This window comes from Burkholderia pyrrocinia (genome assembly GCF_018417535.1).
GTDB classification, from domain to species: Bacteria; Pseudomonadota; Gammaproteobacteria; order Burkholderiales; family Burkholderiaceae; genus Burkholderia; species Burkholderia pyrrocinia_E.
Map to the genome: position 1 here is coordinate 3,757,927 of NZ_CP070977.1, position 12,810 is coordinate 3,770,736.

The 12,810-nt window shown below is 69.1% G+C and carries 12 protein-coding genes; 8 read left to right on the forward strand and 4 right to left on the reverse strand.

Annotation, left to right across the window (positions count from 1 at the left end; translation table 11 throughout):
- Positions 1-57: 57 nt before the first annotated feature.
- Entirely contained in the window at positions 58-972 is a 915-nt protein-coding gene (locus JYG32_RS17465) for a sterol desaturase family protein (RefSeq protein ID WP_213264208.1), read from the reverse strand.
- Between the two features lie 370 nt (positions 973-1,342).
- On the reverse strand, positions 1,343-2,875 hold the full coding sequence (gene dacB, locus JYG32_RS17470; protein WP_213264209.1) for a D-alanyl-D-alanine carboxypeptidase/D-alanyl-D-alanine endopeptidase: 1,533 nt from the start codon (positions 2,873-2,875) through the stop codon (positions 1,343-1,345).
- Between the two features lie 201 nt (positions 2,876-3,076).
- Between dacB and JYG32_RS17475 the strand changes: the two genes are divergently transcribed.
- The 6 genes from JYG32_RS17475 to JYG32_RS17500 all read left to right on the forward strand — a co-directional run bounded on the left by JYG32_RS17475 (position 3,077) and on the right by JYG32_RS17500 (position 8,458).
- On the forward strand, positions 3,077-3,739 hold the full coding sequence (locus JYG32_RS17475; protein WP_041490448.1) for a response regulator: 663 nt from the start codon (positions 3,077-3,079) through the stop codon (positions 3,737-3,739).
- A 3-nt stretch (positions 3,740-3,742) separates the two neighbouring features.
- Positions 3,743-5,089, forward strand: coding sequence for an ATP-binding protein (locus JYG32_RS17480; protein WP_213264210.1), 1,347 nt, complete (start codon positions 3,743-3,745; stop codon positions 5,087-5,089).
- A gap of 111 nt (positions 5,090-5,200) precedes the next feature.
- Entirely contained in the window at positions 5,201-6,685 is a 1,485-nt protein-coding gene (locus JYG32_RS17485; RefSeq protein ID WP_213264211.1) for a DegQ family serine endoprotease, read from the forward strand.
- 104 nt (positions 6,686-6,789) lie between these two features.
- Entirely contained in the window at positions 6,790-7,227 is a 438-nt protein-coding gene (locus JYG32_RS17490; protein WP_213264212.1) for a carboxypeptidase-like regulatory domain-containing protein, read from the forward strand.
- 135 nt (positions 7,228-7,362) lie between these two features.
- Positions 7,363-7,722 carry a DUF427 domain-containing protein gene (locus JYG32_RS17495; protein ID WP_174384404.1) on the forward strand — a complete coding sequence of 120 codons (360 nt, stop codon included), beginning with the start codon at positions 7,363-7,365 and terminating at the stop codon, positions 7,720-7,722.
- 28 nt (positions 7,723-7,750) lie between these two features.
- Positions 7,751-8,458: a CoxG family protein gene (locus JYG32_RS17500; RefSeq protein WP_174384405.1), complete on the forward strand. Its 708-nt coding sequence runs from the start codon at positions 7,751-7,753 to the stop codon at positions 8,456-8,458.
- Positions 8,459-8,523: 65 nt separating this feature from the next.
- Here JYG32_RS17500 and JYG32_RS17505 read toward each other — a convergent pair whose 3' ends face one another.
- Entirely contained in the window at positions 8,524-9,531 is a 1,008-nt protein-coding gene (locus JYG32_RS17505; RefSeq protein ID WP_213264213.1) for a helix-turn-helix domain-containing protein, read from the reverse strand.
- A 151-nt stretch (positions 9,532-9,682) separates the two neighbouring features.
- On the opposite strand from JYG32_RS17505, the gene JYG32_RS17510 reads away from it, so the two are divergent.
- Positions 9,683-10,369, forward strand: a complete 687-nt coding sequence (locus JYG32_RS17510; protein ID WP_213264214.1) for a cysteine hydrolase family protein — start codon at positions 9,683-9,685, stop codon at positions 10,367-10,369.
- 114 nt (positions 10,370-10,483) lie between these two features.
- Here JYG32_RS17510 and JYG32_RS17515 read toward each other — a convergent pair whose 3' ends face one another.
- Entirely contained in the window at positions 10,484-11,125 is a 642-nt protein-coding gene (locus tag JYG32_RS17515; RefSeq protein WP_174383993.1) for a TetR family transcriptional regulator, read from the reverse strand.
- Between the two features lie 398 nt (positions 11,126-11,523).
- On the opposite strand from JYG32_RS17515, the gene JYG32_RS17520 reads away from it, so the two are divergent.
- Positions 11,524-12,801, forward strand: coding sequence for an efflux RND transporter periplasmic adaptor subunit (locus JYG32_RS17520; RefSeq protein WP_213264215.1), 1,278 nt, complete (start codon positions 11,524-11,526; stop codon positions 12,799-12,801).
- Positions 12,802-12,810 lie beyond the last annotated feature (9 nt).

Here is a 12,810-nt window from a genome sequence, read left to right on the forward strand (position 1 = left end):
CCATCTGCCGCGTGCCTGCTCGGAACCGGGCTGCGCGGCGGCCGTTGGCTGAAACGGTTATTGATCACGCGCAGTCGCAAGTGGCACGGTACGCGGATCCTGGTTAGCGGCCTCGGCGATCTGCGCATGATAAGCGCTCGCCCACTCGGGCGGGCCGAAAATCGCGCGCAGCTTGTTGCGCCATCCGTCGACGCGCAACGCGTCGGCCGCCATCGACACCCACTCGTGAAACGTCGCGACGAGCGGGTTGTTCGAGCCGAGCCGCTCGACGATCCCGTACTGCGGCGGGTCGTTCGGCGTTTCCTCGACATAGCTGCCGAACAGGCGATCCCAGATCACAAGGACGCCTGCGTAATTGCGGTCGATGTAGCGCGCGTTGCGTGCATGGTGCGCGCGGTGGATCGACGGCGTGTTGAGCACGTACTCGAGCCAGCCGAGCTTGCCGATCGCCTGCGTGTGCACGAAGAACTGGAACGCGAGGTTGATCAGCACGATGCCGACGACCTGTTGCGGCGGAAAGCCGGCGAACGCGAGCGGCAGCCAGAACGCCCACATGCCCGCGACCGGGTACATCAGGCTCTGGCGGAACGCGGTCGAGAAATTCATCCGCTCGGACGAGTGGTGCACGACGTGTGCGGCCCACAGCCAGCGCACGCGATGGCTCGCGCGATGGAACACGTAGTAGAGGAAGTCCTGCGCGACGAACAGCACCGCGAACGACAGCCAGCTGTCGTGCCAGGTGAACAGGCGATAGTGCTGGTAACAGTACGCGTAGACGGGGATCACGACGAGCCACGCGATCTTGTCGGCGCCCTGATGCATCAACGCGAGCGCCGCATTGCACAGCGTGTCGCGCCACGCATAGACATGGTCCTGCGCACGTGTGCGGGCGAGGTGCCAGGCCTCCCACGCGATGCAGAGCAGGAAGACGGGCGCCAGCGCGAGCAGAAGCAATTCGACGTCGAATCGCATGGGCGTGTCTCCTCCTTTCCCCTGCAAGCCGTGAGGCCGGGCGCGTGGCCCGTTGTAGATATCAGTCAGGCCAACAGCCTACGCAATCGCCACGCGCTAGGCGAGGGGGCAGCGTAGAGGGTTCCCTCTGAGGACAGGGTTTCTACGGAACCGCGCGGCGCGGGGCCGGGCGGTGCGGCCCCGTTTTATGAGCATGGCTGGCTTGCGGTGCGTTGCGCGCCGGTGGCGGCGGCCGTTTCAAACCGCGCAGGGCGAGAATCCGTGTGCGAGGCGGCGGCTGCCCGCCAGGGCAAGCCGATGCGCGGGCCGCCGCGTGGCCGATGTAGCCGACAGTGGGGCGGGGATGCGCCGCATCGCGGCGCGCGGGCCGTCAGTGCGCGCCTGCGTAGATCCATTCGAGCAGCGAGTCGTGCGCGGCGCGCGCGCCTTCCGCGTGATCGTTGTTGATGAAGCTGACGACGATGTAGCTCTGGCCGTCGGTGCCGGCGACATAGCCGGCGATCGCGCGCACGTCGCGCAGCGTGCCGGTCTTGATGTGCGCGTTGCCGAGCACGCCGGCGTTGGTGAGGCGGTTCTTCATCGTGCCGTCGATGCCGGCGATCGGCAGCGAATCGATGAACGCCTGCGCGACAGGGCTCGCATTCGCAGCCTGCAACAGCGCGGCGAGCGACAGCGCGCTCACGTGCTCTTCGCGCGACAGCCCCGAGCCGTTTTCGAGCACGAGGTCCGGCATCGCGATCCCGTTTTTCTGCAGGAACGCCTGGATCGCGCGGCTCGACTGTTCGGGCGTCGCGGGCGGCTTGCCGCTGACCGCGCCGATCGTCAGGAACAGGTTGCGCGCCATCACGTTGTTGCTGAACTTGTTGATGTCGTAGACGATGCTGCCGAGCACCGGGCTGTGATGCACGGCGAGCGGCCGCGCGGTGGTCGGCACCTTGCCTTCGCTCACCGGCCCCGCGATCGTGCCGCCGTCCTGCCGCCACAGCGCAAGGAAGCCGCGCGCGAAGAACGTCGTGTGATCGAGGATCGCGAGGTTGGTCGTGTGCGCGCCGCAACGCAGCGGATAGTCGCCGGCGAACGACGCGGTCATCATCCCGGCGCCGGCCGTCAGCGTCGGGCGCGCGGCCGCGGCGGCCGCGCTGCACGAGCCCGTGCCTTCGACTAGTTGGTTGTCGATCGACAGGTCCGCGAGCGGCGGCAGCACGTCGACGGCCACCTTGCCGTCGTCGCCCGGCGTGACCGTGAACGACACGGCCTTGAACGCGTACAGCAGCGGGTCGGGGCCGACGTTGTACGGCGCGCTTGCGTCGTCGTCGAACGACGGCAGGTCGCGCGTCGACGCCGCGAAATAGCTCTTGTCGAGCACGAGGCCGCCGGCCACGCGCTTGACGCCAGCCTTGCGGAGCTTGTCGACGAGGTCGATCAGCTCTTCCGGCACGAGCTTCGGATCGCCGGTGCCCTTGATGTACAGGTTGCCCTGCAGCGTGCCGTCGGGGTCGACCGTGCCGTCCGTGTAGGCGGTCGTGCGCCAGCGGAAGTCGGGGCCGAGGATCGACAGGCCCGAGAAGGTCGTGACGAGCTTCATCGTCGACGCCGGCAGCATCGGCCGGCTCGCATTCCACGCGATCAGCGGTTCCGGGTCGCCGACACGCTCGACGACGACGCTCATCGCCGACGCCGGCACCTTCGCGCGCTGCAGCGCGACGAGCACCGACGCCGGCAGGCCGGCCGCGCGCGCGGCGGGCGACACGACGGCGGTCTTGCGCGCTTCCTTGCGGGCGTGCTTGCGGGCTTGCGCGGCCGGCGCGAAGGCGAGGGCCGTGCAGGTGGCGATGACGGCGGCTGCGCGCAGGCAGACGCGGGAACGGGGGGCGAACCGGGCGGAAAGGACGGAAATCGGCATGAACGAATACGGGTAAGCAGGGGCTCGGGCGGCGCGCGTGTCGCGCGCAAGCGCACATTGTAGAGACAAGTGGGCAAATGCCCGCTGAAATCGCGTGTCGTGCCGTATTGCGGCATCACTTTGTTGCGGGCATGCCGCGCACGCGATTCGCGGCGCTACAATGATCGGCGTGTTTCACCCGACCCATGGATGCCTGTCCCGATGCGGATTCTGCTTGTCGAAGACGACCGAATGATTGCCGAGGGCGTGCGCAAGGCGCTGCGCTCGGACGGCTTTGCGGTCGACTGGGTGCAGGACGGCGACGCAGCGCTCACGGCGCTCGGCGGCGAGACTTACGACCTGCTGCTGCTCGACCTCGGCCTGCCGAAGCGCGACGGCATCGACGTGCTGCGCACGCTGCGCGCACGCGGGCTGTCGCTGCCGGTGCTGATCGTCACCGCGCGCGACGCGGTCGCCGATCGCGTGAAGGGGCTCGACGCCGGCGCCGACGACTACCTCGTCAAGCCGTTCGACCTCGACGAGCTGGGCGCGCGGATGCGCGCGCTGATTCGCCGCCAGGCCGGGCGCAGCGAGTCGCTGATCCGCCACGGCGCGCTGACGCTCGATCCCGCGTCGCACCAGGTGACGCTCGACGGCGCGCCCGTCGCGCTGTCCGCGCGCGAGTTCGCGCTGCTCGAGGCGCTGCTCGCGCGGCCCGGCGCGGTGCTGTCGAAGAGCCAGCTCGAGGAGAAGATGTACGGCTGGGGTGAGGAGATCGGCAGCAACACGGTCGAGGTCTACATCCACGCACTGCGCAAGAAGCTCGGCTCGGACCTGATCCGCAACGTGCGCGGGCTCGGCTACATGGTCGTCAAGGAAAGCTGACGCGTGAGGTCGATTCGTCATCAATTGCTGATCTGGCTGCTCGCGATCGTCGTCGCGGGCGTGGGCGCTGCGGGCTGGCTCATCTATCGGCAGGCGCTCGCCGAGGCGAACGAGCTGTTCGACTACCAGCTTCAGGAAATCGCCGCGGCGCTGCCGTCCGAGCCGTTCTCGCAGGTGTTCGGTTCGCGCACCAACGGCGACGAAGGCATCGTGATCCAGATCTGGAACCGCAACGGCGTGCTGATGTACTTCTCGCATCCGCGCGCACCGATCGCGCCGCGCGCGGAGCTCGGCTTCTCGACCGAGCGCACCGATCGCGGCGAATGGCGCGTGTACGGCGCGATCGTCGGCGACAACGTCGTGCAGCTCGCGCAGCCGCTGTCGGTGCGCAACCGGCTCGCGGCGAACGTCGCGCTGCGCACGCTGTGGCCGCTGATCGTGCTGCTGCCGTTCCTCGGCGCGGCCGTGTGGGTGATCGTCGGGCGCGGGCTCGCGCCGCTCGGCCGCGTGACGCGCGCGGTCGAGGCGCGCCGGCCGGAGGCGCTCGATCCGCTGCCCGACGAGCGCCTGCCGCTCGAGGTGCAGCCGCTCGTGCGGGCGCTGAACGGGCTGCTCGCGCGGCTGTCGGCCGCGCTCGACACGCAGAAGGCGTTCGTGGCCGACGCCGCGCACGAACTGCGCACGCCGCTCGCGGCCGTGCAGATCCAGGCGCAGCTCGTCGCCCGCGCGAAGGACGACGCGTCGCGTCGCGAGGCGGTCGCGGATCTCCAGGACGGCGTCACGCGTGCAACGCGCCTCGCGGAGCAGTTGCTCGCGCTGGCACGCGCCGAGCCGGACGGCGCGACGATGCGCGAACCGGTCGACCTGCAGGCGCTGCTTGCCGAATGCGTGGCCGCGCATGCGCCGCTCGCGCAGCGGCGCGGCATCGATCTCGGTTTCGAGGAGACGCGCGCGGCGAGCGTCGTCGCGGACGTCGGCGCGCTGCGCGTGATGTTCGGCAACCTGCTCGACAACGCGGTGAAGTACACGCCGGACGGCGGCCGCATCGACGTGTCGCTGACCTCCGACGCGGCCGGCCGCGCGTGCGTCCAGATCGGCGACAGCGGGCCCGGCATCCCGGCCGACGAGCGCGAGCGCGTGTTCGACCGCTTCTACCGCGACAGCTCCGCGCGGGCGCGCACCGACCTGTCGGGTAGCGGGCTCGGGCTGGCGATCGTCAAGCGCGTGGCGGCGCAGCAGGGCGCGACGGTGTCGCTCGGCGACGCGGCCGCGGGCGGCCTGCTCGTCAGCGTCGTGTTTCGCAACGCCGAGATGCCGGCCGAGGCGCCGCGGCAGTCCGAATCCGTGTGAAGATCGGCGCCGGACGGGTACTGGCGGCTGCTTGGGCCCCACTTAAGGCTGATTAAGCCTCCTTTAAGTCAGGGTCGTTACGCTGCGTCCTAACAAAGAGGAGGTCCTACGATGAACACCCGATTCCTTGCGCGCGGCGCCGTCGCGGTCGCCGTGGCGGCCGCCCTTTCGGCCGGTTACTTCGCCGGCACCCGCCGCGCCGATCCGCAGATCATCACGCCTGCGCAGGCGGCCGCGCTGATGCCGGCCGAAGCGGCCGCGAAGACCGGCATCCCCGATTTCTCGGGGCTGGTCGAGACCTACGGCCCGGCGGTCGTGAACATCAGCGCGAAGCACGTCGTGAAGCAGGTGGCGCGGCGCGTGCCGCAGCCGCAACTGCCGATCGACCCGAGCGACCCGTTCTACCAGTTCTTCAAGCACTTCTACGGCCAGGTGCCGGGGATGGGCGGCGACGCGCAGCCGGACGACCAGCCGAGCGCGAGTCTCGGTTCCGGGTTCGTTGTCAGCTCCGACGGGTACATCCTCACCAATGCGCACGTGATCGACGGCGCGAACGTCGTCACGGTCAGGCTGACCGACAAGCGCGAATACAAGGCGAAGGTCGTCGGATCGGACAAGCAGTCCGACGTCGCGGTGCTGAAGATCGACGCGAGCGGCCTGCCGACCGTGAAGATCGGCGATCCGGCGCAGAGCAAGGTCGGCCAGTGGGTCGTCGCGATCGGTTCGCCGTACGGCTTCGACAACACGGTCACGTCGGGCATCATCAGCGCGAAGTCGCGCGCGCTGCCGGACGAGAACTACACGCCGTTCATCCAGACCGACGTGCCGGTGAACCCCGGCAACTCGGGGGGTCCGCTGTTCAACCTGCAGGGCGAGGTGATCGGCATCAACTCGATGATCTACTCGCAGACGGGCGGCTTCCAGGGCCTGTCGTTCGCGATCCCGATCAACGAGGCGATCAAGGTGAAGGACGAGCTCGTGAAGACGGGCCACGTGAGCCGCGGCCGCCTCGGCGTCGCCGTGCAGGGGCTGAACCAGACGCTGGCGAGCTCGTTCGGGCTGCAGAAGCCGGACGGCGCGCTCGTCAGTTCGGTCGACTCGAACGGCCCGGCCGCGAAGGCGGGCCTGCAGCCGGGCGACGTGATCCTGTCGGTCAACGGCTCGCCGGTTGCCGATTCGACGTCGCTGCCCGCGCAGATCGCGAACCTGAAGCCGGGTTCGAAGGCCGACCTGCAGATCTGGCGCGACAAGTCGAAGAAGTCGATCAGCGTGACGCTCGGCGCGATGGCCGATGCGAAACTCGCGTCGAACGACAGCGGGCCGGTCGAGCAGGGCCGCCTGGGCGTCGCGGTGCGTCCGCTGTCGCCGCAGGAGCGCAGTGCCGACAACCTGTCGCACGGGCTGATCGTGCAGCAGGCTGGCGGGCCGGCCGCCAATGCGGGCATCCAGCCCGGCGACGTGATCCTCGCGGTCAACGGCCGCCCGGTCACGAGCCCCGAGCAGTTGCGCGACGCGGTCAAGGGCGCGGGCAACAGTCTTGCGCTGCTGATCCAGCGCGATAATGCACAGATATTCGTGCCGGTCGACCTGAGCTGACCGGCGACGACCGACGGCCGGCCAGGCCGGCCGCGGCGGGCGCCGCCGCCGTCCGACCCCGTGGCGTGGCGCCCCGTATGTGTTCCGACCCCAAGGAGAGAGCCATGCAATATCTACGCAACGTGTCCCGATTTGCCGTTGCCGCGGCGTTGGCCGCCGGCTTCGCAGCCGGCGCGACCGGCGCGTACGCGCAGTCGGACGGCTTGCCCGCCGCGCGCCAGGAGGGCGACGTCACCTTCGTGTCCGGCGGCGTCGGGCAGGACGAATCGACGGCGTTCCAGCGCAACGAGGCGAAGTGGCCGCTGGCGCTGCGCTTCACCGGCAAGGGCGGCGAGTTCCTGGCCGACGTCCATGTGCGGATCGTCGACGGCAAGGGTGCCGAAGTGCTGAAAACCGACGCGCGCGGGCCGTACATGCTCGTGCAGGTGCCGCCGGGGCGCTATACGGTGTATGCGACGTACCAGGGCAACGAAGAATCCCGCGCCGTCACGGTCGGCGCGAAGGGCGGCGCGAAAACCGCATTCCAGTGGAGCGCGCAGTAGCCCGCCGAGCGCGGCCTCGGCCCGGGTTGCGCATTCGGACGAAGTTTCGCCCATAATGAAAGCCACGGCACCCGTGCCGTGGCTTTTTCGTTTCCTGCGCCCGGTGTGCCAGCCGGGCCGCCCGAAGGAGAAACGATGTCCGATGCTGCCGACCCTCGTCCCGAAATCGTGCCGAACCGCCATCGCGTGCGGGTGATCCATCGCGGCATCACCTACGCCGATTCGCACGGCGCGCTGACCGTGCGCGAAGCCGGGCAGCCGGACACTCATTACCTGCCGCGCGGCGACGTCAACATGCGCAGGCTCGTGAAATCGGGCGTCACGACGGCCTGCCCGTTCAGGGGACAGGCCGTGCATTTCGATTTGCAGACGGAAGACGGCGTGATCGAGAACGCCGCATGGAGTTACGAGGAACCGAAGGAGGCGGCGGCTGCGCTCGCGCACTACGTCGCCTTCGATGCCGCACGGATCGACAGTCTCGTCGAGACGTCCTGATGCGGCGCGCGTTCATCGGGGAGGCACCATGGAACTGAACGACACGTTACGCGTCCCGCTCGCGCCGCCTGTCGTGCGGGAGGCCTTCGAGGATCCCGCATTGCTGCGGGCGAGCTTCGACCATTGCGAATCGTTCGTGAAGCTCGCGCACGGCGAGTTCGCGCTGACGATCACGGTGCCGCTCGGCCCGCTGCGTGCGCGCTACGACGTGCGTGCGCGTGCGGCCGGCGAGCAGGGCGACGCGGAAGGGCAGCCGCGCCGCGTGATCAATTTCAAGGCGCGGGCCGATGGCCTGGGCGCGCTGCGCGGCCAGGTCGAACTCGTGCTGCTGCCCGATGACGACGCGAACGCCACGTGCATCGAGTACGTGGTCTGGGCGACGGCAAGCGGGCCGCTCGCCGAGTTGCCGGCGCGGCAGATCGAGAACGCGCTGCGCGAGTGGACCGACGATTTCTTCCGCGAGTTCTGCGCGGTCGTGCAGGCGAAGCACGGTCTCGCGCCGAATCGTGCGAACCCGGCCGCGCAGCGGCGCCAGCACGTATTCCTGCGGCCGGCATCGCTGTTGGCCGCGACGAAGCGCCCGCTGCCGCCGCACCTCGGCGGCGCGCTGACCGGGCGTGCCGCCGGCGCGCTGCATCATCGCAGTTCCGGCCCGGTGCCTGTCTGGGCATGGGCGGCGATGATCGTGTTCGTCGCGCTGCTGCTTTATGCGGCGCGCTGGATCAACGGCGGCTGAGCGGCCGAGCGGCCGAACACCGCCGGTTTCGCTTCACGGCCCGCCCGCTTCCCGCGCGGCGGGCGTTACTGCCCCGCATCGGCACCGGCTCCGGCGCCGCGGAATTCCCTTCGATACGCAGACGGCGACGTGCCGAGCGCGCCCGCGAAATGCTGGCGCAGCGACACGCTCGACCCGTAGCCGGCCGCCTGTGCGATCGCGTCGATCGATTGTCCGGTGGTTTCCAGCAGATGCTGCGCGCGCGCGAGCCGCTCGGCCTGCAGCCACGCGGTGACGGTCGTGCCCGTCGCCTGGCGGAAGTGGCGGGTGAACGTGCGCCGGCTCATCAGCACGCGTTCGGCAAGCGAATCGACGCTGTGCGCGTCGTCGAGGTGCGCGCGCACCCAGTCGAGCAGGCCCGCGAGCCGCGCATCGCGCGGGTGCGCGGCGACGGGCTGCGGCACGTACTGGGCCTGCCCGCCCTGGCGGTGCGGCGGGATCACGAGGCGGCGTGCGATCCGGTTCGCGGCGTCCGAGCCGAAGCGCCGCCGCACGACGTGCAGGCAGCAGTCGAGCCCCGCGGCCGTGCCGGCCGACGTCATCAGGTTGCCGTCGTCCACGTACAGCACGTCGGGATCGAGCTTCACGCGCGGAAAGCGTTGCGCGAAATCGTCGGCCCACGCCCAGTGCGTCGTGGCCGGGCGGCCGTCGAGCAGGCCGGCCGCGGCGAGTACGTAGGCGCCGAGGCACAGCCCGACGAGCTGCGCGCCGCGGGCGGCGACCGCGCGCACGGCGTCGAGCAGTTCGTCGGGCGGCGCTTCGTCCGGGTCGCGCCAGGCCGGCACGATGACGATGTCCGCGTCGTCGAGTGCGTCGAGCCCGTACGGCGCGGTGATCGTGAAGCCGCCCGTCGTCGCGAGCGGGCCGCGCTCGGCCGAGCAGACGCGGAACTCGAACGCGGGCGACGCGGCCGCGTCGCGTTCCTTGCCGAACACGACGGACGGCACCGACAGGTGGAACGGGCTGATGCCGTCGTAGGCGATCACGGCGACGACGGTCGGGGCGGGCGAGGCGGGTGACGCGACGGCGAACATGGCGGGCTCCGGAATGGAAGTGGCCCGATTTTATCGAAGAATGGTAATCCGGCCACTATCTGCATGGGCGATGCAGCCCGACAATGCATCGCATCGCGCCGCTGGCCGTCCCGTTCCGGGGCGGGGCCGCGCCTCAGGACAGGAGCCTGTCATGTCGAACGCCGTCCCGCTTTCCACTTCTCATCCCGCTGCCCGCTGCCCGCTGCCCGCTGCCCGCCGTGCGCTGATCGTGATCGACGTCCAGAACGAATACGTGACGGGCAACCTGCCGATCGAATATCCGCCGGTCGACGTGTCGCTCGCGAACATCGGCCGAGCGATCGACGCCGCGCATGCGGCCCGCGTGCCCGTGATCGTCGTCCAGCACGTCGCGCCGGCCGGCGCGCCGATCTTCGCGCCCGGCACCGACGGCGTTGCGCTGCACGCGGTCGTCGCCGGCCGGCCGTATGCGCACCTGATCGAGAAGGCGCAGGCGAGCGCGTTTGCCGGGACCGATCTGGCCGCATGGCTCGACGCGCACGGGATCGACACGCTCGCGGTGGCCGGCTACATGACGCACAACTGCAATGCGTCGACGGTCTATCACGCGGCGCACGCGGGGCTGAATGTCGAGTACCTGGACGATGCGACGGGCGCGTTGCCGTACGAGAACGAAGCGGGCGCGGCGAGCGCCGAAGAGATTCACCGCGCGTACACGGTGGTGTTCCAGTCGAATTTCGCGGCCGTGATGTCGACCGACGCGTGGATCGAGGGGCTGGCCGGCGCGCCGATGCCGAAGCGCGATTCGGTGGCCGCGTCGAACCGGCGGGCCCGCGCGCATCGCGCGAAGGCGGCCTGAGTGGGTCGGAGAGACGGGGGCGGGGCGTTGCCGCGGCCGCCATGCGGCCGGGGGCCCGGGGCCCGGCTCGGCAATCGATGAAAATGAAACGGCGCGCGTGCAACCGCCGCGCCGTCAGTCGCCTTCCTTCAGCATCGCCGGGCTGTAGCGCAGCATGTCGAAGCAGCCGTCGACGAGCTTTTCCGCATGCTGCTCGGCGTCGATCTCGTCGGGCAGCATCAGCATGTCGCGCACGAAACCGCTGACGAGCGTGTGCAGCATCAGGGTCGCGCGCCAGGTGTCGAGCCGATCGGGCAGCCGCTTCTGCCGGACGGCCACCGCGAGATCGGCGTCGATCGCGTGCAGTGCCTCGCTCATCCCGGCGCGATTGCGCTGCAGCAGCGGCTCCATGTCCGCGACGTACTCGCACTTCATGAACAGGATGCTGAACACGCGCCGCAACTGCGAGTCGCGCTGCACGCCAAGCAGGCACCAGATCAGGATCTTGCGGATCTTCTCGAGCGGATTGCCGCCCGGCGCGTCGAGCGGCATCCGCTTCAGCTCGTCGATCGGCAGAAACACGCGGTCGAACATCGCGTCGAACAGCTCGCTCTTGTTCGCGAAATGCCAGTAGATCGCGCCGCGCGTGACGCCGGCGTGCTGGGCGATGTCCGCGAGCGACGTGTGCGACACGCCCTTCTCGAAGAACACGTGTTCGGCGGCATCGAGAATGCTGTTGCGCGTCTCGAGCGCCTCCTCCTTGGTACGTCTGACCATGTGCAGGCCTGATTGGATCTATCGTAGGTGAATATAGGGTCGGCAACCCTCGTCGCCATCATGCGGATTGGCTATGCTCGCGACTGGTAATAATTCGTAAGACTGGACACCCGGCGTGGCACAAACGGGCTTTTTACATACATTCATGAATGTATATACAATACCACCCTACGATCGAATGACCCAAGTGGCAATCAGTTAATATCCCACTCTGCTGATTCCCGCCAAAGTAACAGTCCGCAGTTCGCGGCATCCCGTCGGCATGGAGGTTTCGTGCCGACGTGCTGTATCCAGCAGTCCAGCAATTCAGGTGTTCGATCTGCGCCGCGAGGCGCATCCGTGTTGCGCTCCCGTCGGGTGCTGCACTTATTCCATTGGTTACACACAGAGGTCGCTCCATGCGCGTCGAACGGGTTCCATACCGCTTGATCACTGTCGCGGCAGCCGCGGTTTTCCTGGCTGCATGCGGAAAAAAAGAATCGGCACCGCCGCCGCAAACGCCTGAAGTCGGCGTCGTCACCGTCCAGCCGCAAGCCGTACCGGTCTTCAGCGAGCTGCCGGGTCGCACCAGCGCGTTCCTCGTCGCGCAGGTCCGCGCGCGGGTCGACGGCATCGTGCTGCGCCGCGAATTCACCGAAGGCACCGACGTCAAGGCCGGCCAGCGTCTCTACAAGATCGATCCGGCGCCGTATATCGCCGCGCTGAACAGCGCGAAGGCGACGCTCGCGAAGGCGCAGGCGAACCTCGTCACGCAGAACGCGCTGGTCGCGCGCTACAAGGTGCTGGTGGCCGCGAACGCGGTCAGCAAGCAGGATTACGACAACGCGGTGGCCACGCAAGGGCAGGCCGCGGCGGACGTCGCGTCCGGCAAGGCGGCGGTCGATACCGCGCAGATCAACCTCGGCTACACCGACGTGGTTTCGCCGATCACGGGCCGTGTCGGCATTTCGCAAGTGACGCCGGGCGCGTACGTGCAGGCGAGCCAGGCGACGCTGATGTCGACCGTGCAGCAGCTCGACCCCGTGTACGTGGACCTCACGCAATCGAGCCTCGAAGGCCTGAAGCTGCGCCAGGACGTGCAGAGCGGCCGCCTGAAGACGACCGGCCCGGGCGCGGCGAAGGTGTCGCTGATCCTCGAGGACGGCAAGACCTATGCGGAGCCGGGCAAGCTGCAGTTCTCGGACGTGACGGTCGACCAGGCCACCGGCTCGGTGACGATCCGTGCGGTCTTCCCGAACCCGGGCAGGGTGCTGCTGCCGGGGATGTTCGTGCGCGCGCGGATCGAGGAAGGTGTGAACGAGAACGCGTTCCTGGTGCCGCAGATCGGCGTCACGCATGACCAGAAGGGCCAGGCGATCGCGATGGTGGTGAACGCCGGCAACAAGGTCGAGCCGCGTCCGCTGAAGACGACGGGCATGCAGGGCCAGAACTGGATCGTCGAAGGCGGTCTGGAAGCGGGCGATCACGTGATCGTGCAGGGCGGCGAGAAGGTGCGCCCGGGTGCGACCGTGAAGTCGGTGCCGGCGCAGCTCGCGCAGGCGGCCGATGCCGCATCGGGCACCGCCGCCGCAACCGCCGCACCGGCTGCCGCCGGTTCCGGCGCCGCTGCCGCTTCCGGTGCCGCCGCATCGGGCGCCGCGCCGGCGAGTGCTGCCGCTGCTTCGAGCGCGCAATAACAGGGAGCC

What these genes read in the sequence shown, in the direction of transcription:
- JYG32_RS17465 (WP_213264208.1), bottom strand. Translation starts at nt 972, where the DNA reads ATGCGATTCGACGTCGAATTGCTTCTGCTCGCGCTGGCGCCCGTCTTC.
- dacB (WP_213264209.1), bottom strand. Translation starts at nt 2,875, where the DNA reads ATGCCGATTTCCGTCCTTTCCGCCCGGTTCGCCCCCCGTTCCCGCGTC.
- JYG32_RS17475 (WP_041490448.1), top strand. Translation starts at nt 3,077, where the DNA reads ATGCGGATTCTGCTTGTCGAAGACGACCGAATGATTGCCGAGGGCGTG.
- JYG32_RS17485 (WP_213264211.1), top strand. Translation starts at nt 5,201, where the DNA reads ATGAACACCCGATTCCTTGCGCGCGGCGCCGTCGCGGTCGCCGTGGCG.
- JYG32_RS17490 (WP_213264212.1), top strand. Translation starts at nt 6,790, where the DNA reads ATGCAATATCTACGCAACGTGTCCCGATTTGCCGTTGCCGCGGCGTTG.
- JYG32_RS17495 (WP_174384404.1), top strand. Translation starts at nt 7,363, where the DNA reads ATGTCCGATGCTGCCGACCCTCGTCCCGAAATCGTGCCGAACCGCCAT.
- JYG32_RS17500 (WP_174384405.1), top strand. Translation starts at nt 7,751, where the DNA reads ATGGAACTGAACGACACGTTACGCGTCCCGCTCGCGCCGCCTGTCGTG.
- JYG32_RS17505 (WP_213264213.1), bottom strand. Translation starts at nt 9,531, where the DNA reads ATGTTCGCCGTCGCGTCACCCGCCTCGCCCGCCCCGACCGTCGTCGCC.
- JYG32_RS17510 (WP_213264214.1), top strand. Translation starts at nt 9,683, where the DNA reads ATGTCGAACGCCGTCCCGCTTTCCACTTCTCATCCCGCTGCCCGCTGC.
- JYG32_RS17515 (WP_174383993.1), bottom strand. Translation starts at nt 11,125, where the DNA reads ATGGTCAGACGTACCAAGGAGGAGGCGCTCGAGACGCGCAACAGCATT.
- JYG32_RS17520 (WP_213264215.1), top strand. Translation starts at nt 11,524, where the DNA reads ATGCGCGTCGAACGGGTTCCATACCGCTTGATCACTGTCGCGGCAGCC.